The organism is uncultured Treponema sp., assembly GCF_946187725.1.
GTDB lineage: Bacteria > Spirochaetota > Spirochaetia > Treponematales > Treponemataceae > Treponema_D.
This window is the reverse complement of the sequence record NZ_CAMHSK010000009.1, coordinates 79568-105010: the sequence shown is the minus strand read 5'-3', so window position 1 is coordinate 105010 and position 25443 is coordinate 79568. Positions and strand designations below refer to the sequence as shown.

The 25443-nt window shown below is 43.7% G+C and carries 11 protein-coding genes; 6 read left to right on the top strand and 5 right to left on the bottom strand.

Translation table 11 applies throughout. The features are described 5' to 3' along the window. Positions 1-193 precede the first annotated feature (193 nt). Entirely contained in the window at positions 194-1459 is a 1266-nt protein-coding gene (lysA, locus tag Q0Q74_RS05815; protein WP_294429321.1) for a diaminopimelate decarboxylase, read from the bottom strand. Between the two features lie 129 nt (positions 1460-1588). Here lysA and Q0Q74_RS05810 point away from each other — a divergent pair, with 129 nt between their 5' ends. The 5 genes from Q0Q74_RS05810 (at position 1589) to asd (ending at position 8086) form a co-directional block, all read left to right on the top strand. Continuing rightward, a complete protein-coding gene (locus Q0Q74_RS05810; RefSeq protein ID WP_294429320.1) occupies positions 1589-3826 on the top strand; it encodes an EAL domain-containing protein in 2238 nt (745 codons plus the stop codon). Between the two features lie 83 nt (positions 3827-3909). After that, entirely contained in the window at positions 3910-4833 is a 924-nt protein-coding gene (locus Q0Q74_RS05805) for a hypothetical protein (RefSeq protein ID WP_294429319.1), read from the top strand. Between the two features lie 82 nt (positions 4834-4915). Further along, positions 4916-5722 carry a type I phosphomannose isomerase catalytic subunit gene (locus tag Q0Q74_RS05800; RefSeq protein ID WP_294429318.1) on the top strand — a complete coding sequence of 269 codons (807 nt, stop codon included), beginning with the start codon at positions 4916-4918 and terminating at the stop codon, positions 5720-5722. Positions 5723-5922: 200 nt separating this feature from the next. Then, positions 5923-6837, top strand: coding sequence for a 4-hydroxy-tetrahydrodipicolinate synthase (dapA, locus tag Q0Q74_RS05795; protein WP_294429317.1), 915 nt, complete (start codon positions 5923-5925; stop codon positions 6835-6837). 151 nt (positions 6838-6988) lie between these two features. Then, positions 6989-8086: an aspartate-semialdehyde dehydrogenase gene (gene asd, locus Q0Q74_RS05790; RefSeq protein ID WP_184659437.1), complete on the top strand. Its 1098-nt coding sequence runs from the start codon at positions 6989-6991 to the stop codon at positions 8084-8086. 196 nt (positions 8087-8282) lie between these two features. Here asd and deoD read toward each other — a convergent pair whose 3' ends face one another. Genes deoD through malQ form a run of 4 tightly spaced genes read right to left on the bottom strand, consistent with a single transcriptional unit; the run spans position 8283 to position 11842 of the window. Next, a complete protein-coding gene (gene deoD, locus Q0Q74_RS05785; RefSeq protein WP_294429316.1) occupies positions 8283-8993 on the bottom strand; it encodes a purine-nucleoside phosphorylase in 711 nt (236 codons plus the stop codon). Between the two features lie 30 nt (positions 8994-9023). Beyond that, positions 9024-9644, bottom strand: a complete 621-nt coding sequence (locus Q0Q74_RS05780; RefSeq protein WP_294429315.1) for a chromate transporter — start codon at positions 9642-9644, stop codon at positions 9024-9026. Continuing rightward, on the bottom strand, positions 9637-10209 hold the full coding sequence (locus Q0Q74_RS05775; RefSeq protein WP_294429314.1) for a chromate transporter: 573 nt from the start codon (positions 10207-10209) through the stop codon (positions 9637-9639). Before Q0Q74_RS05775 ends, Q0Q74_RS05780 begins: the two co-directional genes overlap by 8 nt. Position 10210: 1 nt before the next feature. Continuing rightward, positions 10211-11842 carry a 4-alpha-glucanotransferase gene (gene malQ / locus Q0Q74_RS05770; RefSeq protein ID WP_294429313.1) on the bottom strand — a complete coding sequence of 544 codons (1632 nt, stop codon included), beginning with the start codon at positions 11840-11842 and terminating at the stop codon, positions 10211-10213. Between the two features lie 278 nt (positions 11843-12120). Between malQ and Q0Q74_RS05765 the strand changes: the two genes are divergently transcribed. Beyond that, positions 12121-25314: an Ig-like domain-containing protein gene (locus tag Q0Q74_RS05765; protein WP_294429312.1), complete on the top strand. Its 13194-nt coding sequence runs from the start codon at positions 12121-12123 to the stop codon at positions 25312-25314. Positions 25315-25443: the final 129 nt, after the last annotated feature.

Here is a 25443-nt window from a genome sequence, read left to right as displayed (position 1 = left end):
AAACGGCGCGAAGGAGTGAAACGGCTTACGAAAACACTCGTTTTGTGCTGCCGCGAGAGCGGCAAACGTATATAGTTACGGGCACAAAACGCGTGTAGCAGGCTAGCCTGCGGTTTCGATAAGTCGTTATCACGACTGGGAGCCGTTTTTTTTTGATACAGCCAGTAACTTCAAAAACCCGCCAATCGACCTTTTAATTAAAATCATCCACGCCAGCCAAGTCCAAAGTGCTGAACAAGTCGTCAATAGTCTCTCGGCGGCGGATTTCTTTTACGCTTCCGTCTGAACGGAGCAAAAGCTCGCCACAACGCAATTTTCCATTGTAGTTAAAGCCCATTGCACGGCCATGTGCGCCCGCGTCGTGGATAATCACTAAATCTCCCATGTCGATTTTTGGAAGTTCGCGCTGAACGGCAAATTTGTCACAGTTTTCACAAAGACTTCCGACCACATCATAAACATGGTCTTTTGGAGCATTTTCTTTGCCGCTGACAGTTACTTCATGATATGAGCCGTACATTCCCGGACGCATCAAATCTGCCATACAAGAATCCAAACCAATATATTCGCGGTAAATGTGCTTTTCGTGGATTGCCTTTGCGACGAGCCAGCCATAAGGGCCTGTAATCGGGCGGCCACATTCCCAGCAGATTTCAAGCGGGTCAAGGCCAGCCGGAACGATAACGCGGTCATATTCAGCACGGATTCCCTTTGCGACTTCATCATAATCAACAGCCTTCTGATCCGGCTTGTACGGAATTCCAAGACCACCGCCCAAATCAACGAATTCGATTCGGACACCAGTCTTTTCTTTTACTTCAGCCGCAAGCTCAAAGACAAGTTTTGCCGTATCAACAAAGAATTCTGGATTCAACTCATTTGAAGCGACCATTGTGTGCAAGCCGAAGTGCTGAACGCCCTCTTCCTTGCAGATTTTGTAGGCTTCAATCATCTGCTCGCGGGTAAGCCCGTATTTTGCTTCTTCAGGCTTACCGATGATTGAGTTGCAGCCGTGCTTTGCCGGGCCCGGATTGTAGCGGAAACAGATTGTGTCAGGCATCTTGCCGCCGAGTGCGTTCTTTAAGAATGGAATGTGCGTGATGTCATCGAGATTGATGATATTTCCGTTTGCGGCAGCGTATTTGTATTCATTTGCAGGGGTTTCGTTTGATGTGAACATTACGAGTTTGCCCTTGATTCCGCTCATAGAAGAAAGCATGAGTTCAGGAAGACTTGAACAGTCCGCACCACAGCCTTCGCTTGCCAGAACCTTTAAAATATACGGATTCGGACATGCTTTTACGGCAAAATACTCTCTGAAAGCAGGAAAAATTGAAAAGGCTTTTGTGAAACGCCTCATGTTCTCGCGGATGGCCTGTTCGTCATACAGATAGAATGGGGTCGGAAACTTTTCTGTAAGTTTCATCAGTTCGTCGTGGCTCAAAGGAAATGTCTTCATTTTTTACCTCACATCATTTTTTATAAATTACAACTCATAACTCCTGCGTTTTATATTACATTTTTCTTGCTTTTATTGGAATATGTATTAAAATTATTTCAATGGGAGTTATAAGAATCTTCTTATATTATGAAAAAAAAGTTTTACATTAACAGTAACACAGAACGATTTTTCTCATTTGCGGTTTCACTTGTACTCATTCTTGTTCTCAATATCGTTATCGCTAAAACACTCCTGACGAAAATCGAGGACAACCATAAAGCAAATTTCATCAGTGCTTGTGATGAAATGGTTGAAGACTATGCTTTTACGGTTGATACAAGGCTCCGGCAGCTTGAGTCCCGGCTTGACCTCTTCTACGCAAAAATCGCTTACAAAAATCTTTCTATCGAAAAAATTCAGGAACTGCTCTTAAAAGAACAGCCAAACATAAAAGATCCGTTCACACAGATTGTTTATGCCGATAAAAACGGAAACAGTTGGAATGCCCTCGGTCATTACTATGATGTCACTGACAGGGAATATTTTGAACCAATCATTTCCGGAAAATCAACTTTCTATGTAAGCAACATTCTTGAGTCCAAAGAAGACGGACTTTCAGGCCTTTCGTTCGTTCGCCCGATTTACAGTGATTCCCACGAAGTAATCGGAATGCTCATGGCAACCTGTCCAATCAACAAGCTCGCCGAATATTTTGAAAAAACAAATAAAAGGTTCGCAATTCAGGACAAAAATAAAAAACTGATTCTTCATTATGAGCCAAAATGGATAAATTGGGTCTATTCACCCTGGAAGTATGCTGACAAAACTCTTCACACACCAGAGCGCGATTATCATGTAAAAGAGTCTTCAAGCACGGACGGAAAATCAGTTTATGTCTTCTACAGACAGAGCGAAGTTGCTCCATGGACAATCAGCTATTCCGTTCCGGCCGAAGAATTCACAAATCTTGAAAGGGCACAGAAATCATATCAGAATTTCCTCATCGAAATCATTGTCGTCGTGCTTTCGCTCATTTTCCTGCTCGAAATTTGGGTTCACTCTTTCCTGGAACGACATCAGCTTCTTTCTACTAACGTTGACTCGCTCACTCACCTTTGGGTCAGAAGTTACTTTGAAAAAGAAGCAAACAAGCTCTTAAAACGATATCCGAATTCAAAATTCATGCTGATTGATTCTGATATCCGTGGCTTCAAATTCATCAACCAGCAGTACGGTGAAGCAAAGGCCAACAAGCTGCTTTTCTATTTCTCCAAGCTCCTTTACGAAAACACAAAGCTGCATGACGGTCTTTTGAGCCGTGACTATGCCGATCATTTCTGTGTTTTCATCAAGGTTTCTTCTATTCATAAGGCAATGCACTTCTTCAAGACCGACCTTGAAAAAATGAACGCCACCACCAAAAATTACGATCTTCCGTTCATGCCGAAATTCGGAATTGCATTCTACGCACCCAAAATGCAGGACGAAATTCCGAGCGTGCAGCTTCTTATAAGCAGGGCAAGTTTCGCCAAAAGCACAATCAAAGAGAACGCCCTTCAACAGTTCGCAATCTACGATGAAAAACTTCTTCGCAAGTCAAAAGAAGAAAACTTCATCGAAACACATATGGAGAGTGCCCTTCTAAAGAACGAATTCTTCGTAATGTACCAGCCCAAAATTGCTTTGGCAACAGAAAGAGTCGTTGGTGCCGAAGCGCTTGTCCGATGGCAAAGCCCGGAACTGGGCTACATGCCGCCAAATTCATTTGTGCCTCTTTTTGAGCGCAACAATTTCATCATCAAGCTTGATTTCTATGTCTACGAACAGGTTTTCAAATTCCTCAGAAAGTGCCTTGACGAAAACGAGCCGATTGTACCAATTTCGGTAAATGTTTCCAGAAATCATGACAAGCCAGAAAAATTCGTACATGATTTCACGACTTTGCTCAAAAAATATGAAATTCCGTCAAAATTAGTCGAGGTCGAACTTCTTGAACGGGCCACTTTGGACAAAAACCTTCTGCGAGAAATTACAGTCATGCTCCAGAAAGAAGGTCTCCGCGTTGCCATGGACGATTTTGGTTCAGGCGAAAGCTCACTCAACATGCTTTCAACGATTCCTGTCAACATTCTCAAATTTGACCGATCATTCTTGTTTGCAAATGACGCAGAGCGCGGCACTCTTGATGAAACATCCGAAAGCTTCATCGAGACTCTTGTTGATTTGGGCAAGAACCTCAAAAAAGAGACGATTTTTGAAGGAGTCGAAACCGAAGAGCAGCGTGACTTTCTTCGCAAAATCAAATGCGATCAGGTTCAGGGATACTTCTACTCAAAGCCATTAAAAGAAGATGAATTCATGGAATTTTTAAAAAAACATAGATAAATTGAAAATTTAAAACAGAAAACTGAAAATTATTCGGTGGAAAAAACTAAACTAAAGTGCTATTCTAAAGAAAAGGAAATTATATGAAACCGACATTATTAGTATTGGCGGCTGGAATGGGTAGCCGCTATGGTGGAGTCAAGCAGATTGATTCAGTAGGAAAGAACGGCGAATGTCTTTTGGACTTTGCCGCTTATGATGCAAAAAAATGCGGATTCGGCAAAATCGTTTTCATCATCCGCAAAGACATTGAAAAGGATTTCCGCGAAAGGCTCTTTGACCGTGTAGCACGCAATTTTGACGCGGAATATGTTTTCCAGACACCTACAGCTCTTTTGACAGAAGAGGAGCAGAAAAAGGCAGCGGAGCGAGCAAAGCCATGGGGCACAATTCATGCGGTCCTCTGTGCAAAACAGGCTATCAATGAACCTTTTGCCGTAATCAATGCAGATGACTATTACGGAAGGGCTGCATTCGAAACTCTGGGCGGCTATCTTTCTTCTATTAATAACGACTGCACAGAGCACGCAATGGTAGGCTACACTCTCGGCAAAACAATGAGCCGAAACGGTTCTGTAAGCCGCGGTGTCGCTCAGACAGAAGGCGGATACCTCAAATCAATCGTTGAGAACACAAAAATCTATTACACAGGCGAGCATTTCGAAGGCAACGAAATCATTTCTGAGCTTAACGGCAAAAACATTCCCATGACAGGAAACGAAACCGTAAGCATGAATCTTTTCGGCTTCTCTCCAAAGGCATTTGAGCGCTTCGAAAAATACTGGGCTGATTTCAAACAGAACAAGCTCACTGATCCAAAAGCCGAGGCTCTTCTCCCGGTTGCAGCAAGTGACATCATCAAAAACGGTGAAGGAAGAATCAAAGTCTTCACAAGCGATGAAAGCTGGTTCGGCATGACCTACCCCGAAGACAAAGAAGTCGTAAAGAGCGAAATATCTAAAAAGATAGAATCTGGCTACTATCCAGAAAAATTGTGGGAGAAATAATAGTTAGCAGGTAGCAAGGAGCAGTGAGCAATGAAAATAAATATGCTAGCTGCTAACTGCTAACTGCTAACTGCTAACTGCTATGCTTAAACTAAATCCTATTCGGTCGGAAAAGGTTTGGGGATATGAGGATTGGATTGCTTCAACCCATGTTGACGGATGTCAGAGTGAATTCAAGGCTCTTGCAGGTGACTATCCCCTACTCGTAAAAATTATTCAGGCAAATGACACTCTTTCTGTCCAAGTTCATCCGGATGACGAAGATGCAAAACGTCTTGAAGGCGAGAATGAACGAGGCAAAACAGAATGTTGGTATGTTTTGAGCGCAGATGAAGGAGTAAGCCTCATTTATGGATTAAACGGAAATCCATCAAAAGAAGAGCTTCGTGAATCCATCAAAACAAACACCCTCGAAAAGCATCTTTGCCGTGTTCAAGTCAAAAAAGGTGACTTCATTTTCATCCCGTCGGGAACAGTTCATGCGATTGGTGGAGGACTAAGGCTCCTTGAAGTTCAGCAGAGCTGCAACATCACATACCGGCTTTATGACTGGGGCCGCCCGCGTGAAGTTCACATCGAAAAAGGCGTTGAAGTAATCAAAAATGAAAAGAAACAGGAAATCGCTCCACTCGGCGAAGAATTTGAATGTGAATACTTCAAGCTGAAGAAAGAGCCTTTAAAAGGCGGCTATTCTTTCCTTGTTTCTCCGTCTTCAGAACGGGTTGAACTCGTCTTCATTTCTGAAGGCCAAGGCACAATCCGTGCAACTGCAAAAGACGGCACCAAAACAGAAGAATCTTTCAAAGCCGAAGATATCTTTGCATTGCTTTCAGGCGAAAAAATCACCCTAGAAGGCCATGGTGAAGTCATAAGAGTAATTAGCAAGTAGCAATGTGCTGCAGTGAGCAGTTGCGACACAGGACATCGCTTCGCTCGTCCTTTGCCAACTGCAAGCAAATTGCTAATTATTCGCGCCATAAAAATTTTCAACTTTCCATTTTCAACTTTCCGTTTGCATTTTTCCGTTGTATATTTCTTGATTTTTTATTAAAATAATCTCACTTTTACCTAACAAAACGAGGTTCGAAAATGACAAAATTGCGCGGTGCTTTTACAGCAATGATTACTCCTATGAACCAAGACGGTTCTGTGGACTATGAAGGTTTCAGAAAAAATGTTGTTTTCCAGCTTGAGCAGGGCATTGACGGTCTTGTTCCGCTCGGAACTACAGCTGAAACTCCTACTTTGGACGAAACTCCAGGCTCTGAAGAAGACAAACTCATTGAGATTGTCATGGAAGAAGTCAAATCTTTCGAGAAAAAATCTGGTAAAAAAATCCCTGTAATTCTCGGAGCAGGAAGCAACAACACAAAAGACGCAGTAAAATACTGTGAACGCGCAAAAAAAGCTGGTGCAGATGCTGCACTTGTCGTCACACCATATTACAACAAACCTTCAAAAGAAGGCATTTTCCGCCACTTTGAAGCAGTCTCTAAGGTTGGAATTCCTATCGTTGTATACAACATTCAGGGCCGAACAGGCACTAACATCACAACCGACACTTTGGCTCGAATCGCCGAATTGCCAAACATCGTTGGTGTCAAGGAAGCAAGCGGAAACATCAATCAGATGATGGATGTTATCGCACAGATTAAGTCAAAGAAGCCTGATTTTGCTGTTTTGAGCGGCGATGACGGTCTCACTTTGCCTTTGATTGCAATGGGCGGTGACGGAATCATTTCCGTAGTTTCAAACCTCGCTCCTGCAGTCGTAACAGAAATGGCAAACAAGGCTTTGAATGGCGACATCGAGGGTGCACGCAAGATTCATTATCGCCTCATGCCGTTCTTCAAGGCAGCTTTCGTCGACGGCAACCCGACTTCAATCAAATACGCAATGAACTTCAAAGGTCTTCCAGCTGGTGCATGCCGCCTGCCTTTGGTTGATGTAACAGACGACGCAAAAAAAATCATCGAAAAAGCACTCGTAGAGTGTGGATTGTAAAATTAGACGCTGATAAACGCGGATACACGCGGATTTATATTCTTTGTGTTTACGAGCGACTTTCGCATAAGCTGAAAGTCTTTCGTATAAGAAATAAATTATCTGTGTTCATCTGTGTGCATCTGCGTCTGAATAAATACTGGAGAAAATTATGGCAGATAAGATTAATGTTGGTGTTTTGGGCGCTACTGGTATGGTTGGTCAGCGCTATATTAAGCTTTTGGAAGATCATCCGTGGTTCAAGGTAACTTATGTTGCGGCTTCTCCGCGCTCTGCTGGAAAGGCTTACAAAGAGGCAGTCGCTAACCGCTGGCTCATCGGCGCAAACATTCCTTGTGATGTAAAAGACCTCATCGTTCAGGACGCAAACGATCCAAAAGCCGCATTGGGAAAATGCCGTTTCGTTTTCTCAGCTCTCGAAATGGGCAAAGACGAAATCAAGGCTCTCGAAGCAGCTTATGCCGCAGAAGGAATCCCGGTTGTTTCTAACGCAAGTGCAAACCGCTGGACAGAAGATGTTCCGATGCTCATCCCAGAAATCAACTACTCTCACCTTGATGTAATCGCAGAACAGAAAAAGCATCACGGTTGGGACAAGGGCTTTGTAGCAGTAAAACCAAACTGCTCTTTGCAGACTTACATGATGCCGCTCTACGCTTTGCAGCAGGCAGGCTACCCGGTTAAACGCATGATTGTAACAACCTTGCAGGCAGTTTCTGGCGCTGGTTACCCAGGCGTTCCATCATTCGACATGATTGACAACATCGTTCCATATATCGGCGGTGAAGAAGAAAAAACAGAAAAAGAGTGTCTCAAGATTTTGGGTTCTGTAAAAGACGGAAAGATTGAGAATGCAGCAGGTCCAATCGTTTCTTCAACTTGTACTCGTGTTCCTGTAATCGACGGTCACACAGCAAGCGTAAACCTTGAATTCGACTTGCCAGAGGATAAAAAACCAAGCCTCGAAGAAGTTCTCAAAGTATGGGAAAACTTCAAGTCTCTTCCACAGGAGCTCAAATTGCCTAGCGCACCAGAGCATCCAATCGTTTACCGCGAAGAAGAAAACCGTCCACAGCCAAATCGTGACCGCGACACCGAAAAAGGCATGGCATGTGTACTCGGTCGCTTGCGCAAGTGCAATGTATTTGACATCAAGTTCGTAGCATTGAGCCACAACACAAAGCGAGGAGCCGCTCTCGGTGGTATCTTGAACGCAGAGCTTTTAAAAGCCAAGGGATTCTTTGATTAACAAGTAGCGGCAAGGATGCCGCGTCACTGATAAGCAGGGAAATGCCGCGAGTTTTGACTTGTTCAAAACTCGTTAGCAGAAATTACAGGAGGTAATTTCTGCGACGGATTCTTTGATTAACAACTAGCGGCAAGGATGCCGCGTCAATAAATAGCAAAAAAAAGCCACACGGAACTGAATCTGTGTGGCTTTTTTTTTATTTCTGTGTTGCGACGATTGTTTCCAAAGCGACCTTCATCATGTTGGTGAAGGTGGTCTGGCGTTCTTCGGCGGTGGTTGCTCCACCAAGAAGAATGTGGTCACTTACAGTCATGATTGCCATGGCGCGGCGTTTGTATTCTGCGGCCAAAGTGAAGAGCTCTGCGCTTTCCATTTCGATTCCAAGAACACCGTATTCAGCCCACTTCTTCCAGTTTTCGTTTTTGTCGTAGAAGAAATCGCTTGAAGCAACGGAACCTACCTGATAGCGGATACCCATTTCTGCAGCAACTTTATCTGCGGCACGAACAAGTTCAAAATTTGCAGTTGGTGCAAAGTGCATGTTGCCGAAACGCTGGTTCAAAAGACATGAATCAGAACAAGCAGAATTTACGATGATAGTATCGCGGAGCTGTGCTTTTTCGCTGACTGAACCACAAGTACCGACTCGAATTGCAGTCTGAACATTGTAGAATTTTAGAAGTTCCGTGACATAGATAGAAAGCGAAGGCTGACCCATGCCAGTACCCTGAACACTCACAGGAACGCCTTTATATGTACCTGTGAAGCCATACATGCCGCGTACTTCATTGTAGCACTTGGCATTTTCCAGAAAAGTTTCTGCGATAAATTTAGCCCGCAAAGGATCGCCTGGAAGCAAAACATTTGGAGCGATTGCGCCCTCTGGCGCGTTGATATGTGTACTCATGAATCAATTATAGCATGGTTTTTGAGAAACTCAACAAAAAAATACACCAAAAACAGCACCAGCCGCTACAAGAAAGACAGGATGCAGTTTGGTCTTAAAGAGCACGAGAAGGCAGAGTAAATAAAAAATCGCACTGATTCCGTATATCTGAATGTTGTCGTTCCAAGTTGAAGGTGCAGAAAGCAAAAATCCTTCGCGAACGATGAACAATGCCAGAATAATGATTTTTGCAGCCGCAACAGCAATCACGCCGGAAACAGCTGGACGCAAAGTACTGAATGCCGCCTTTACACCCTTTTTTTCGGAGAATTTACCAAAGAAGCGGGCGATTATAACGATACAAATCAATGAAGGCAGAACCTCGCCAAGAGTACTGAAAAATCCGCCCCAAATGCCGTAAAGTTCCGTGCCGATGTAAGTTGCGATGTTGATTCCGATTGGGCCCGGCGTACTTTCAGAAATAGCAACCATGTTGAAGAAGAATGCATCGTCAATCAGATGAAACTGCTCGACAAGCACCTGCTGCATGACAGTGATTGCAACCTGGCCGCCACCGATTGTAATCAGTCCGACATAAAAAAACACAGCGATGAGACAGAAAAGCCCCACCCCGCTCTGAGCCTGAATCTGTGAAATCATAAAATCAGTCATTTTTAACCTCTTTTTTGAACTCTCCCCGGCATCCGGCAAGAATTACGCCCAAAATGGCACTTCCGAAAATCACATAAACCGTACTGACCTTGAAAATAAAAATCAGCACGAAAGCAATCACAAGAAGGATAAAGCCGAAAAGATTTTTTACAGACTTCTTTGAAAAATTGTAAACCGCACTCGTAAGAATCGCCGCAACAGCAACATTGATTCCTGTGAGTGCCTTTTTGACCCATTCAATCTCACTGAAATTCGATATGAATTTTGCAATCAGCGTAATGATTATAATAGAAGGAAAAACCATGCCGAAAGTGGCGACACAGCCTCCAAGAATTCCTGCCCGCTTGTGACCAATGAAAGTCGCCACATTTACGGCAATAATTCCTGGAGTGCTCTGACCAATTGCGAAATAATCAAGGAGTTCATCACTGTTCGTCCAGTCCCGCTTTTCGGCGAGTTCCCGCTCCAGAATAGGAAGCATGGCAATCCCGCCGCCAAAGGTACACAAGCCCACTTTAAAAAACACTGAGAAAAGTTCCCATAAAGTCAGCAATTTGTCTTTCATTTTATCGTGCGTAAAGAACACAGAGGTTTTTGAGCCAGGCAGCGGCCTTTTCGGCCTTTGGACCTGAAATCAAATTTTTATCTGCTCGCCAGCACCAGTTCGCACCGCTTGTACTTGGTGTGTTCATGCGGGTTTCTGTGCCGAGAGCGTAAACATCCTGCAACGGAACGATGGCAAAATTCGCAATGCTTGAATAATTGCATTTGACGAGTTCCTTACAGAGTTTTTTGCTTGCAAGAAGTTTTTTGGCTTCTTCAACGCTGTTCTGCTCGCCAGTGAGATAATCAGCAAAGAGAACGAGATTTTCATCATCGAGTGATTCAAGCAAGCCCTGTGTGGTATCGTTGTCGTGGGTACCAGTATATGAAACACAATTGACTGTATCAAAATTGTGAGGAAGGAAAACATTTTTGAGTGCGCCTTCTTTGAATTCATTTGTGTCCAGACCGAACTGAAGAACCTTCATGCCCGGCAAGCCTGCACCGTCACGCAAAGCCTTAACTCCATCAGTGATGATACCCAAATCTTCTGCGATGAGCGGCAAATCACCGAGTTCAGCCTTGATTTTATCGAACAGCTCGATTCCAGGGCCCTTTTCCCATTTGCCATTGATTGCGTTTTCGCTTCCGAACGGAATAGCCCAGTAAGCCTCGAAGCCACGGAAATGGTCGATTCGGACATAATCAACAAGGGAAAGCATTTTTCGGACTCGTGCAATCCACCATGAATAGCCGTCTTTTTTCATATTTTCCCAATGGTAGAGAGGATTGCCCCAGAGCTGACCTGTGGCAGAAAAATAATCCGGCGGAACACCTGCGACCACTGTGAAATTGCGGTCTTCGCCAATCAGGAACATGTTCTGGTTAGCCCAGACATCGCTTGAATCAGCAGCAACGAAAATCGGAACATCACCAACGATTTCGATTCCCTTTGATTTGGCATATTCGTGAACGGCATTCCACTGAGTCGCAGCGAAGAACTGAATTACTTCGGTCTCAAGGAAATCTTCTGTATGTTCGTTAATCCATTTTTCAACGGCAGCAGGCTCATGTCGTGAAAGAGAATCTTCCCAATAGACATTCCAGCATCCGTTTACCTTGCATTTCTTTTCGTCACTTTCTTTTTGAGCTTTTGCATCGTAGAAAGACTTGATGCTTGTGAAGGCAGCATAATCTTTGAGCCAATAAGCATTTTCCTGACAGAAAGCATAAAAATCAGCCTTTACAGACGGGTCGTATGAGCCATTTTTGGCAGCTTCAGGGCTTGTAATCATTTCGAGGAAAGATTTTGCGATTTCTTTGAGAGCAGCACTCTTCCACCAGACGACTGCACCGTAATCAATCAATCCCTTGTTTTTAATATATGATGGCTTTTTAACGGCATTTTTACTTGCCCAACCACGCTTAACCAAATCATCAAAATCAATAAGGAGCGGATTGAGTGCAAAAGTTGAAAATGACTGATATGGACTGTCACCATAACCGGTCGGTCCAAGAGGAAGTACCTGCCAGATTTTCATTCCGGCCTTTTCCAAAAAATCAATGAACTCAAACGCACTCTTTCCGAGAGTACCAATTCCTGCACTGTCCGGCAAACTTGTCGGATGAAACAAAATTCCAGCTTTTCTTTCCATAGTAAGTAAATTCTCCTTCAAAGAGAATAGCACATAATTTTAAGATTGTGTATCGTTTTGTTTAATCATTACACTTTTATTTCATTATTATAATGAAAGTAAGTAAATATTTTTAATATTGTGTTCAGAATCTTCATATTATTCAATATAAAATATGCCGAAAATATTAAGACAGGGAAAAATACATTAAAATTTAGCTTAAATTTAGACATTGCACTTTTTCCGCCTTACAATATTTACTATATATAGAAAACATTTTTATCAGAGAGGAATATGATATGAACAGAAATGTTTTTAAGAAATTTAGCTCTGGATTTTTTGCTTTTTCAACAACAATCTTACTTCTATTAAGTTCCTGCGGAGAAAATTCTGGCCTTGGTGCCACAATTGATACAGAATCCCCGGTTTTAACAATCGCATATCCTCCGGCTTCAAGCGCGGTTCGGGGCACTTTTTATCTTGCAGGAACCTGTACCGATGATAAGGCAGTCACACGGGTTGAAGTCTCTGTCACAAATCTTGATACACAAAAGAATTACGGAACATACCCCGCAGAAATTGACCACCTTGCCGAAACCTGGAAAATTTCCCTTAATAAAGAAGACACCTTAAATCCCAAATATTTTAACGGCTGGGAATACCCTGACGGAAACTACAAATTTGATGTCACGGCTTACGATGCGGCGGGACATTCTTCGGGCACAAGCTCACAGTCTTTTGACATCGATAACACGCCTCCTGTTTTTGTAATTTCAAAGCCTGGTGTCGTGCGCTCTGACACTCTTGAGGATTCAGCAAAAATCTCAAAATACGGCTCGATTTTCACCATTGAGGGCACGATTTCTGAAAGTCATTTGGTCTCAAGCATGGAAGTCTTGATTTATGACGAAAACGGCACTTTGATTAACACTGAGCCTTATTCCGAAGAAGAAATTCCGACCACAGGCAGCTCAAGCGTAACAATCGCACGCTATCTCGAAAACGGCACAGATAAAGAAAATACCCGATACGCAGAGATTTACGGCTCTGATGTTGAGGCAGGCGACAAGATTTATTCATGTACGGTCACACTTTCTGATTCTGCAAAAGTCTATCAAAACCCGGAAGAAAAAGAGGCTGGTTCAGGAAGCGGCAACTCGACAACCACAGTCTATCTTTATGATGATGTTTACGTAAAATACCTGAGCCGAACAAAAGGTGCGGGATTAAGCGTAAACAATTTCCGCGCTGTTCTGAACGGCACTGCAAAAGAATCCGATTTTGTGAACAAAGGTGTGAAGCCCACGACAATTTCTGAACTTTCCGACGCACTCTACTCTCTTGCAAAAAGAACCTCATCTGCAAAAGATTCATCGCTTTCCTTCTCGCTCAACCCAAAGGCAGACCCGACTTATACAGTCAGCGGGCTTTCTTTCTATTATAATGATGACGGAACAAACGCCGCCAGTGACACAAAAACCGCAATCGCCGAGCAGAGCATAATGGTTTCCGTGAGCGCAGGTTTTGACGGCGTAAAGATTAAGCCTTCTGCACTCAAAGTATGGATTAAATCAATCGGTGACAAAGACAACGGAATCTTTTCAAAAGCAAAGCTTGAAGAAGACATTGCATCTCTCGTGGCAAGAGTAAAAGCGGCTGAATCTAACGAAGATGACACACTGGAAGCAGTTGAAAAAGACACAGGCTGGGCGCTCCTTCTGGACAATTCATCTGACACGGCTCCGTCTGACAGTTTAATTAATCTTTCTATGGAAACCCCTGATTCAATCACGCTCAATAATGCGTACATCATCGTTACGACAGGTAAAGACATGGATGATGTCTATCTGTCTCAAAAACAGCTCTACGGCTTTATCGGAAATGTCGCAGGACAGGCCCCGACCATCACAATCGATTCACCTGTAAATAATGAATATTTTGCAACTTCCGGCTATGTTGAAGATTCAGAAACCGACCGGCTTGTTTTCAAGGGAATTGCGTACGAAAACACAAACAATACCTTTATCAAAGAAATCAAGGCAGAAATTACCGTAAGCAATGCAGAAACAAACGATGTGCTTGGCACTCTTTCAGCAGCCATCGAAGGCTCAAAAGAAAAGACCTTCACAAGTGCCGCAGGATTCTCATGTGAACTCAACTCAGAAACGCAGAAATATGACTGGATTCTCATTCCATCCCAAATTGAAGGATACGAAGAGGTCAAAGCCGAAAAAGATTCAAAACTTTATTACATGTATACGCTCAAGCTCACAATCACAGGCAGCACGGGGCATGAAAGTTCAATCGAAAGAAGCGTTTACATCGATACAACACCGCCGGAAGTCATCATCAATTCAATCACGCCTTATGTACTTGGCTCAGAATATTACGGTTCAGAAGACACAAACACTTATCTCAATGGAACCGCTTACATAAAGGGCAATGTTGATGAAAAACAGAAGCCTGGCGAAGTCGTTTACAATGTCTTTGCAAAACGCGCCGGAACAGACGAAGAATTCATTTCGCTGCTGAGCATTTTAAGCGCGCTCGGAGTTAAAGATGCTGACGGAAATCTTCTTGACGGTTCATTTGGAGTCGTTTCAACAATAAACCGCGGATTCGACACAAATCTTATCACAAAGTACTTCGCGACCGAAAAAGAGCCAGACCCAGCGATTGAAATTGAGCTTACGATTACCGCATTCGACAGCGTTGGAAACAGCCACAGCTATTCAACAAAAGAAACGAACGATGGCAAGAATTTCATAATCAAGCAGGAAACAAACAGGCCGCTGATTACGCTTGGAAACGCCGAAGTTGAAACAGACAGAAACAAAATCACGCAAAGCCACAATATGTTCGGCACTACAAGCAACAACAAGCTCCAGTTCTCGATTTCAGATGATGATTCAATCGTTGAATACGAAGTTTCGATTAAAAATGCCGAAGGTCAGTCAATTGAATCAATCAAAACGCCTCTGCCAGGAAAAACAACTGCGCAAGTCAGTATTACGCTCCCAGACGAAGAAGGCGAATATCAGCTAGAAATCAAAGCACGAGACTTTATCGTAACAGAACTTCTCACCGATGAAACAAATCCTTACGGAGTCAGCACGACCGGCTTGTTCTGGGTTGCAGTGGACAATGGCGCTCCAGAGTTCAAAAATGTCAGTCCAGCAGACGGAAAGGCCTTTAAAGAAAACTTTACCGTAACAGGAACTTTGATTGACGGAAGCGGAACAGTCCTTCTTTCAGCTGATTCAGGCGAATCTGGGGCAGAAAGCACTTACAAAAATGCACAATCTGTCACAGGCACAGCGGGCGAAGGCAAAATCTTCACGGATACGATTATAATTCCTGAAGCAGACGGAAAATACACAATCACTTACATCGCAAAAGACAAATACGGTCAGGAATCAAGCTGGCAAATCTCATACATTGCTGATAAGACAGCCCCACTTGTAAGCAATCTTTCTGCGAGCACGACAGGAAGCTCCTCTTCTGATTCAAAGACCTATTTTAACAGCACACTCCCGCTTTCCTTCTCACTTGTTGCCGATGACGGAAGCGGAACAGGAGTCGCAAAGGCTGAATATGTCGCAGTCAAAGGAATCAAAGACGAATACAGCGATTCAGATTCAACAATCATTCAGGTAAGCTCTCTTGCACAGGATGGCACGAACGAAAAGAACTGGAACGGCACGATTTCCGGCTTCGTAACGAGCGACATTGATGACGGCGATTACACGATTTTTGCCCATGCAATCGATTCAGTCGGAAATAAATCAGGATGGCAGAAACTCAGCATTGTGGCCGACAAGACCGCACCAGTTTTGAGTTATGCGGACACGAATTTCACGAAAAAGAGTGATGGCGTTGATTACTCTTACGCAAAGGATTCATTTGAAATTTCAGGAACTTTGACCGAAACCAACCTTGAATCCCTTTCTTATACACTCAACGGCAGCGAAGGAAAATCTCTTGAACTAGATGAAAACAAAAGCTGGAAAATCAGCAATTCTGAAGTTGATGCGGGCGGTGAATATTCATATGTAATTACGGCAAGCGACAAGGCCGGAAACAAGTCAATCCTCAAAAGGACCTTCGTGATTGATAAAACGCCTCCAGTTGTTGAAATCACCGCTTTAAACGACAAGAATTTTACACAGACAAACACGACCAAAAACGCGACCTGTACCTTCGAAGGAAAAGCATCAGACAATGAAAACGGAACCGGCTTAAAGAAAGTGCGGGCATTTTATAAAAAGTACAATGTTGCACAATCCGAAGAAAGCGGAGATGCGATTGGCGAAATTGAAATCAATCCTGACGCAACCGGAAACTGGAAGCAGCCATTCTATTCAGTTTCAGAAGACTGGTATGTTCTCCATGTAATTGCCGAAGATGAAGCAGGAAATTCAACGGAAGTCAAACAGGTGTTCGGCGTTGACAGCAATGCCCCGAAATCAACCCTTAATGTGACCGAAGCAATCAAAGCAATCACGGCAAATGAGGGCGGCACACAGTCTGTCACCCCGCTTTCACCAGAAGAAGATTACACAAGCCTCTGGAACAAGGGAACGACTTACATTGCAAGCGAAAAGTTCACAATCAGCGGAACAATAAGCGATTCATTCAAATTCAATACAAGTGACATAAAATTCACCGAAACAAAACAGGGCGAACAAGCAAGAGATTTTACGGCTTCTGTAATCAATTCAACAGAAGCAGGAATTTCTTCTATTAATTGGAGCTTCACTTCACCAGAGACAGCCGATTTGGCAGACGGAATCTACACATACAAGCTTTCGGCAACAGATAATGCGGGCAATAAGGCGGACTATTCATTCATCGTTCAGGTTGACCGCACAGCTCCAACAGTTACGGTCGTTAAACCTGCATCCGGCGAAAACTTCAAGCCAGAAAATGGCGGAAATGCGGCATCAGTAGCAATCAGCGGTACGGCCTTTGATGACGGAACAGGCGTTCAGGAAGTTGACTATGAAATCAAGATGGGCGAAGAGCAGATTGATTCAGGCACTGCACTGGTCGAAAGCGGAAAATGGACTGCAAACGCAAACATTTCAAAGCAAGGTCATCTAAGCATCAAAGTCACGGCAAAAGACTATCTCGATAACGAAAAATCGACAGACGAAATCAGCTTCTTCTGTGACAGCATTCCGCCTGAATTTGCAGAAAACCTAAAAATCACGACACAGCGAAAATCAGACTTTAAATACTATGATACAACAGTCCTTACAATTCAGGCAAAGGCAAGCGATGCAGTTTCTGGAGTCGGAAACCTCACTTACACGCTCAATGGCGGCACCGCAAAGGCAATGTCACTTTCTTCTGCAGAGGGAACAAATGAAGCCGGTCAGACAGGCACATACACGGCAAGCGTCGTGTTCGCCGAAGGAGAAAACACAATCTTCGTGACCGCGACCGACACGAACGGCAACTCTCTAAACAGCGATTCGCTCACAGTCTTCGTTGACACAAAGGCCCCTCTCTTCGATGATTCAATTTCCGTCACAAAAGAAGTTGAAGGTCAGTCAGTTGATGTTTCTTCAACAGGAAGCAATGAAACGGTCACTGTCAAAGGCAAGATCTCTGACACCTACGGACTTGCCTCACAAAACGCATTTGTCGTCACGGCCACAAAGAACGGTACTCAGGTCACTAATTTAGCGAATGTGCTTTCAGATTTGCCGAGCCTTGGAGCTGGAAGCCCACTTGAATCTAGCGAATGGTCTTTCAAAGTTCTCGCACCGGCAAACCATGATAATGACGGAAAATGGGTATTCACAATCACGGCAACAGATGTCGCAGGAAATCAAAGCACAAAGAGCGTAAATGTACTGATTGATACGACTGCCCCAGTCTGGTACACGGACGCGGACAAAAACTTCATCGTAGGCGGAAAAGTTTACGCGACAAGCAATTGGTACAAGGTTTCACAGACTGACACGCTCGCCTTCTCCGGATATTTCAGCGAATCAGCTTCTGGAAGCGGAATCAAAATCATCGACTACACGATTAGCCCGTCTTCATCTTCGGAATCTGCTGTTTCTGGCACAATCATTCCGAACAGTGCGACAGGCTATTCAAAATTCAGCTCAGAGCTAACAGGCTTTACAAACGGAGCACAAATCAAATTCACGGCGCGGGATGAAGCAGGAAACTCTTCATCTTCAGGCAATTTTGTAATCAACATTGATACAGAAGCCCCTGCTCTAAACCATAACTCGATTGCTTACAAAGTCGAAGATGCAGCAAATTCAGTGGCACTTTGGGATTCAGAAAAGAGCACGGCTATTCCACTTCTCTCTAATGCCAAAAAAGCTATTTCCATAACAGGAACGATTTCTGATCAGGCTGACTTCTCTGGAATCGATACCTCTTCAATTTCAGCACTAATAGGTGCGATTTCTTATGACGCAGACGAGGAAGCCGACAATCATACCAAAGCATTCACGCTCACCCTTTCAAAAGAGGCTCTTAGTGCGCTTTCAGACGGCGTGCACACAATCAACGGCACATTCAGGGATGTTGCGGGCAATTCTTACACAGACACAATCGCAACGATTCAGATTGATAAAGCAGATCCAGTTGTAACAATCACTTCGCCAACGGCTTCACGAGTAAACAAAACGATTACAATCGAAGGCTCTGCTTCTGATGCAGGCGGATTCGACTATGCTGTTATCAAAGCGGTCACAGGCACTAAAAATGGCGAAACCGTGACCTATGGCGATTATACTGAACTTGCTTCCACAAAGAACGCAGACGGCACCACAAATGCTTCAGTCTATAACGCTGACACAGGGGTTTGGACTGTCGAATTAGACACTTTCACGAGCGATTATGCCCCGGACTCAACAGAAAAACCGCTCAAAATACGAGTGACGGCTTACGACAAGGCAGGAAACTCAAAATCAGAAGAAAAGACCTACACAATCGCCCAGAACGATGACCGCCCTGTTATCAAAATCACGAACCTCACGGATTTGGGTTCTTCTGCACAAGACCGATTCGTCCTCAAATACGGCACGAAGTCTCAGGTGATTGCAACGGTGAGCGATGATGACGGAATTGATAAGGTCTACATTTCAGAAACACCTTTCACAGGAACTGAAACTGCACCTACAAACTCAGAATACAATACAACAGAAGGAACAGTCACTTTCACCCCTTCAGCCGATGCTACTGCAGGAAAGAATGTTGACGCACAAAAATCTTTCTATATTTATGTAAAAGATTCAAAAGGAACAGAATTCTACACGACATATCAATCTAAAAACTCTGTAACTGATTATCTCAACATTCCAAAAGTCAAGGTAAACAACACAGACCTTGCTGATTCAGAAAATGCGGCTGCATTCACTTACCGTTCTGATTCAAGCTCACCGACAGTCGTTGACATTCAAGCCCTCGCATACAAATCAAACGGCAGTGAAAACGGTGGCTTAAAAGAAGGAACGAGCGAATACACCGAATATGAAGGCGTAAACGCAAGCTACATCGTCGGTGGAACAGAAAAGCAGCAAGCCCGTTTCAAGATTTCAGCAAGCGACGCAAGCGGAATCGACGGAATCGCACTCGAAATCACATACAAAGATTCAGGCAATGCCGAACACACGCTAAAACTCCGCTCAAAAGACTCAGATGCAATCGCAGACAGCACTTATGAAGTGAAGGGCACTTTTACAGAATACGCAAAAGATGGCGCTACCGAAAAGACAGAAGCAGCTTGGACAACTGAGCCAATTGACTTCTCTTCAATTCCGAGCGGCAATGTCACGATTAAAGTCATTCCATATGACAAACTCGGCCTTGTTGGAAACGGAAACGCAACCTTCCTCGTGGACAATTCATCACCTGAAATCGCAATACGAACACCTGTATCAGGCACAGAAGTTACCGGCTCGGTTGAAATCACGGGAACCGCCACAGACCAAGGCGGCGCGGGAACTGCAAACATCCAGTGGCTTGTTCCGACAAACGACGAAACAAGTGCCGCAGAATCAGAACAATACAAAATCGCATATTATAAAGGTCTCAACTGGAACGGCGGAGTTTCTTCACTTGCGACAGGTTCTTCGGCCAGTGCATGGCAGTTTGATTTCGATGGCAAATATGACACAAAAAATTCTAACCCGGATGAACACAAATTCGTAGCAGGAAATCCGCTTTTTGCCGCTTATGACAAGGCTGCTTTTGCAACAAATGCCGACTGCGCGACAAGCGGAGTTTTCTATCTCCCGGTTTACTTCATGGCGACAGATGCTTTGGGCAATTCTTCCGTTTATACAGACTTCTTCATCAGGCACAATCCAGACAATGATAAGCCAAAGGTTGAATTCACATATCCGACAAAAGAAAACTACAAGAGCGCTTCGGAACAATATGCAATCCTCGGCGGAACAATCCGCGCGACAGGTACTGCTGAAATCCCGTCTGGAACCACAAGCGTAAGGGCAATTTACTATCAGATTGCAGATGAAAATGCAGGCTTTACAGGAACCTATACAGCTTCAGAAAGCGGAACAGACTCATACAAAGCAAAGAACACTTACGGCTACACGATTGTAAGCGCACAAGATGTAATCAATGCAATAAAAGGAAGCACTGTATCCATTACAACTGATGAACAGGCCAAGCAATTCGGATTTGCTACAAAAGCTGCCTTAGACGCATGGTGGGGAATCGAAGCAACAGGAACGGCCTCATGGAATATCAAGCTCAATGGCGACAGAGAACTTAATCCGCCTGAAAATGAAACAACAAATATCACTCTCCGTGCGTGCGGCGTAAATGCTGATGCTAAATTCGGTGCATGGACGAGCGGAGACAATTTAATCGCAATTCATATTGACGACACGGCTCCTGTAATCATACCTGCCATAAATCAGTACGGAAACGGAACTTCTGCACTCACGGCTCTTCCGACAACCACATACACTTCAAGCCAGACTTACGAAGATGACATGTACCTTCGCGGAAACTGGACACTCGTTGCGACCTTGCTCGATGAAACTAGTGTTACAGGCTATTCTGTCTTCAAGGATGGGGCTTCGCAAGCACTTAGTGATGTAGATGACTACTTTGTTGAAAAAAATGTAACCGACACTTCTACAAACAAAAAAGGTGTCCGTCTTTATATTCCGATTCCAAAAGATTCGGAAAGCGTAAAGTTTACAATCGAAGCAACTGATACTGACCATAGTTCAAAACAGTCATTCGAATTCAAGATTGATGAAACCGCTCCGACTCTTGATACACTCAAGGCAAACGGAACTCTATTTACCGACGCAAAATTCTCTTCAATTGAAGATTCAAACTATCGCTTCGTACTTTCAGGCTCTTCTACGGACGAAGGCTCAGGCGTTGAGCATATTCTTTTCTACTACATGAGAAAAGACAAAATTACAAAAGATCCAATCGGAACAGAAATCGTCATGGATCCGATGATTACAACTTCACCGGCTGACGCTAAGGTTAAAATGTCTGACCTTACAGCACGCGAATTTACTCAGGGGGATAAAAAATTCTATCTCTACGCAAAGAAATACAGCGGTACAGCCACAACAGACACCTTTACATTGGACGAGACAGAATCTGCTTATGATTCTCATGTAAGGCGAGGCGGTGTAGTTGAAATCGATGGAATTCTCCATAGAATTTCAAAAATCGAAGGAAAAACCATCACCTTCACTCCAGCTCTTGCGGCCGCTAAAACAACAAGCTTTGACGCTTACTTCCCGATTGCACAGGTGATTGACAACAGCGCAACAGAAAAAGTCGCAAGCTATTCAGGAAAAGACTTCACCTTCGAAAATACAAGTGATGACGGCGACGGAATGCCAGAATCATTCAGTAAAAGCGGCAAAACCTGGACATGGGATGCAACAATTCACTCTACGAACATGAGCGATGGCCCGGTTTCCCTCGTGATTCTCGCCTTCGACAACGCAGGAAATGTTGCCGAAAAGGCAATCAATACAACCATTACGAATAACGCTCCGCGACTGGCAAAAGTCTTCCTCGGAACAGACCTTTCGGGCGATGATAAATTCACGAATTCCGACAGCCTTTCTGAAATCGTAGAATACGACATTCTTGGAGCAGAAGGAAATACTCAGTCAGCTTACACGCTTGATTTCACCGCAGAGCTGTCAGACGGAACAGCAAAATATCAGAACGGTGTCTTCAAAATCAAGAACGGACTTGCCGTAATCCCTGAATTTACAGGCGGAAATGGTGATATCGGAATGGTTTTGAGCACGACTGCAACAAGCGCGACCCCAGTAGCAGCTACAGTTTCTAATGTTTTGATTTCTTCTGACCAAAACATAACAATTGCAAGTGAAAACGGAATCTCAACCTTCACAGGAAATGTTGCGGGAACTTTCGCAGCTTCTAGCACAAACACTCAAATGCACGCGTTTACAATAGGTGCGGGTTCACTCGGGGAAGATGGCGAAAACAAAGGAATGAGTTTCACATTCTGGGATTCAACCGAAGAGACAACACAAGGCACTAACTCTCTGAACGCAGTCCTTTATGTCAAGAATTTCACTATTGAACAAGGTGACAAACTTCCGCCGACCGTTGTTGTAAATCCGTTCTACTGGAAGAGCTTAAAAAATAACTCAGTTTATGGCTCTGAAAGTGCTTCTAGTGCCGCAGATTTGAAAGGTCACATTGAACTTGAAGATGATTGGAAGACGACAAAGGCTTATACGGACAATAAAGCAGCCGAAGAATCAGCAAAGAACGCAGAATATGACGACGACCCGAAAGTTTCTGGTAAGATTCGATTCACAGGAACTGCATATGATAATAGAAGACTTTCGAAGATAAAGATTAAATTCGGTGACTTTATCGTTGGAGAATCAGACGCAGAGGTTGAAATCGCATCTTACGAACTAAAAGACTCAAATGCCGCTTCAAAAGAAATGGTTTGGAAAGTCGCTGAAAAAACTATGGTCAACAACGGTTATGAATTCAAAGTAGTCGATAAAACAGCTGATTCAACAGGCAATTTCGATGATTCAGTTTATTTCAGCCAGAAAGGACACAAAATTTACTGGACTCTCGACATTGACACCGAACAAATCAAGACTACAGCCGCAACTGATGTAAAACTCACAGTCCTCGCAACTGATGCAGCTGGAAAAACAACAATGATTTCTAAAATTACTAATGCCGGAACAGATGATGAAACAACAACAAGTTGCATCGTTCCACCAGGAATTGAAGAGGGCAAACGCAAAGTAACCGACGGAACAACGAACTATCCGATTTATCAGATGGATGTCGTGCCGTACATCGCGGGAGTCAAGACCGGCCTTTCAAGCCTCAAGAAGAACAACTCCAGCGTTTACGACAGAACCGCCCTCGGCCACTACCCAGTCGCCTCAACGGAAACAATCTATATCTACGGATTCAACCTTGCAGGCGGAACATTGTGCGACAAACAGACTACACCCCAAACCGCCGCACTCAGTGAAGAAATAGAAATCACAGCACTCACAGGCCTCAAATGGTACGCAGGAAGTGCCGCTCCGACCGGAAAAGTTTACAGTGTAGGTGCAATCTCGGAATTCACTTCTGGTGAAGTATCCGTAAAAGTCGGTACAGTTGAGTCTCTCAACAACAAGAACAATAACGGCGCATACGGTAAAGCATACGAGGCCACCCAAAGCGTAACCAGCACAGGCAGCACCTACAAAGACGGAAACTTCTACAACCGCCAGCCGAACGGAGATAATAACAACAACCTGACGGATGATGTCGTGCTGGATGTGTGGGGGATTGATTCAGAAGCAGGAAAACCGAAAAGCGGACCTTTAAGTCAGCCCGTAATGGCAATTAACCCATATAACAAACAGGTAGGTTTTGCGTTTGCTAATGGTCCATTGAATTTCAGCATGGGAAGTTTAGGAAAATCATATTTGAATTGGGAAGGTGGTGTTGATTTCTGGACAAGTGTAGGCTTTGCATATGATGCAAACGGTAATTCATTTGGTACAGCCGCAGGTGGTGATATAAATGATCAGCCAAGTGCCGATTCATTTGCTATATTTACAAGTAGATGGGGCGAAGGTGGAGATACAGATAAGTATGGCCATAACAGAGGCCAGGGACAGTTAAGAATAGAACTGATAGGACAATCAGACAGTACCGATGGTTCAAACTGGAGTGGAAACAATATTCATAAACAACGAATACAGTCACCTTCGATAGCAACAACAGTTGCAAGTGAATCTGCCACAAGTACGAATGTTTACCTTGCTTACTATGATGCCATAAATGATGAAATTCGTTTCAAATGGGGTATTTTCTCGAATTCTGATAAATTGGTTCGTAGTAATGATGCTAATGATCTTTTTGTAGATTATTATGGTAAGCCAGATGCCGAAGGTGGAAACGATAATACTAAAGGTACAGTTTCACTAACAAAATCAAAGAAGGTTATAGACTTGCCATACACATTGGAATATGTTTCTTTGATTGCAGGGCAGACAAAGGATAAATGGACATTTGTTCCTGGAAGTGGTACATCTTCTAAATATACTGCAAATACCGCTGTAATGACTCGTGATAATAAGCCTGTATATGCAGGTCAGTATGTAAGTATTGCCGCAAAATATCAGGGAGGTGAAACTTACAATATCGGAACAGAAGAAGAACCTGTAAACTTTACAGACGATCTTGTTGTAGCAGTCTGGTACGATGCTACAAACAATCAAATGCTCTATTCATACAATAAGGCGCCGCAAAAAATTACGGCACCAACTTATAAGGGTAACAACTATTATAGAAAAAATAATGATGGTACATCCAGCGGTATAGATTCATTCTCTCAGAGTGCGACCGGCTGGCACAAACCTGTAGCAATCTTCGGAGAAGGAAACGGTATTGGTGAACATTGTAAGGTTGTTCTTGACAGCAAAGGCAAAGTTCATATCGCATGTTATGACAATGCAAATGCTGATGTCTGGTATGCTTATATTAGTAATCCAGAAGATCCAGATGGGGCAAAGAAGTGTATTGTTGATTCTTACGGAATTGTTGGTACAGAACTTAACATTGATGTCGCACTAAAAGATGAAAAGCCTGTTCCGTACATCAGTTACTATGGAAGCAGTTGTGCCCGTCCAAAAGTTGCCTACTGGGCAGGAACAGAATCAATCGCATCGGCAGATGATATTACCGGTGCCGACGATGAAAACTTTACTGAAAACTGGGAAGTAAGCATAATTCCTAGCAACAGCAAGATTTCCATAGATCATATTAATGTTGGTGTATGGAAAGATTCTTCTGGAAATCTCATCGCTTCGACAAAAACTGACGGAACAGTCGGTACAACAAGTTCAGGAAACGAAAATGGAACAATCTGGGGCAACGGTACAATGAACCCAATCCTCGGCTACGCCATAACCAAAGGCTCAGGCGGTTACATCGAAACCGCCCAGATGAAGTAAATCGTCAATTCACGGCAATACTTTTACAGAAGCATAGCAATGCTTACATAAAAGAACAGTAATACTTTCGCACGAGTACGGCAATGCTTACACATAAGCATTACTGTACTTACGCACGAGTATTGCTGT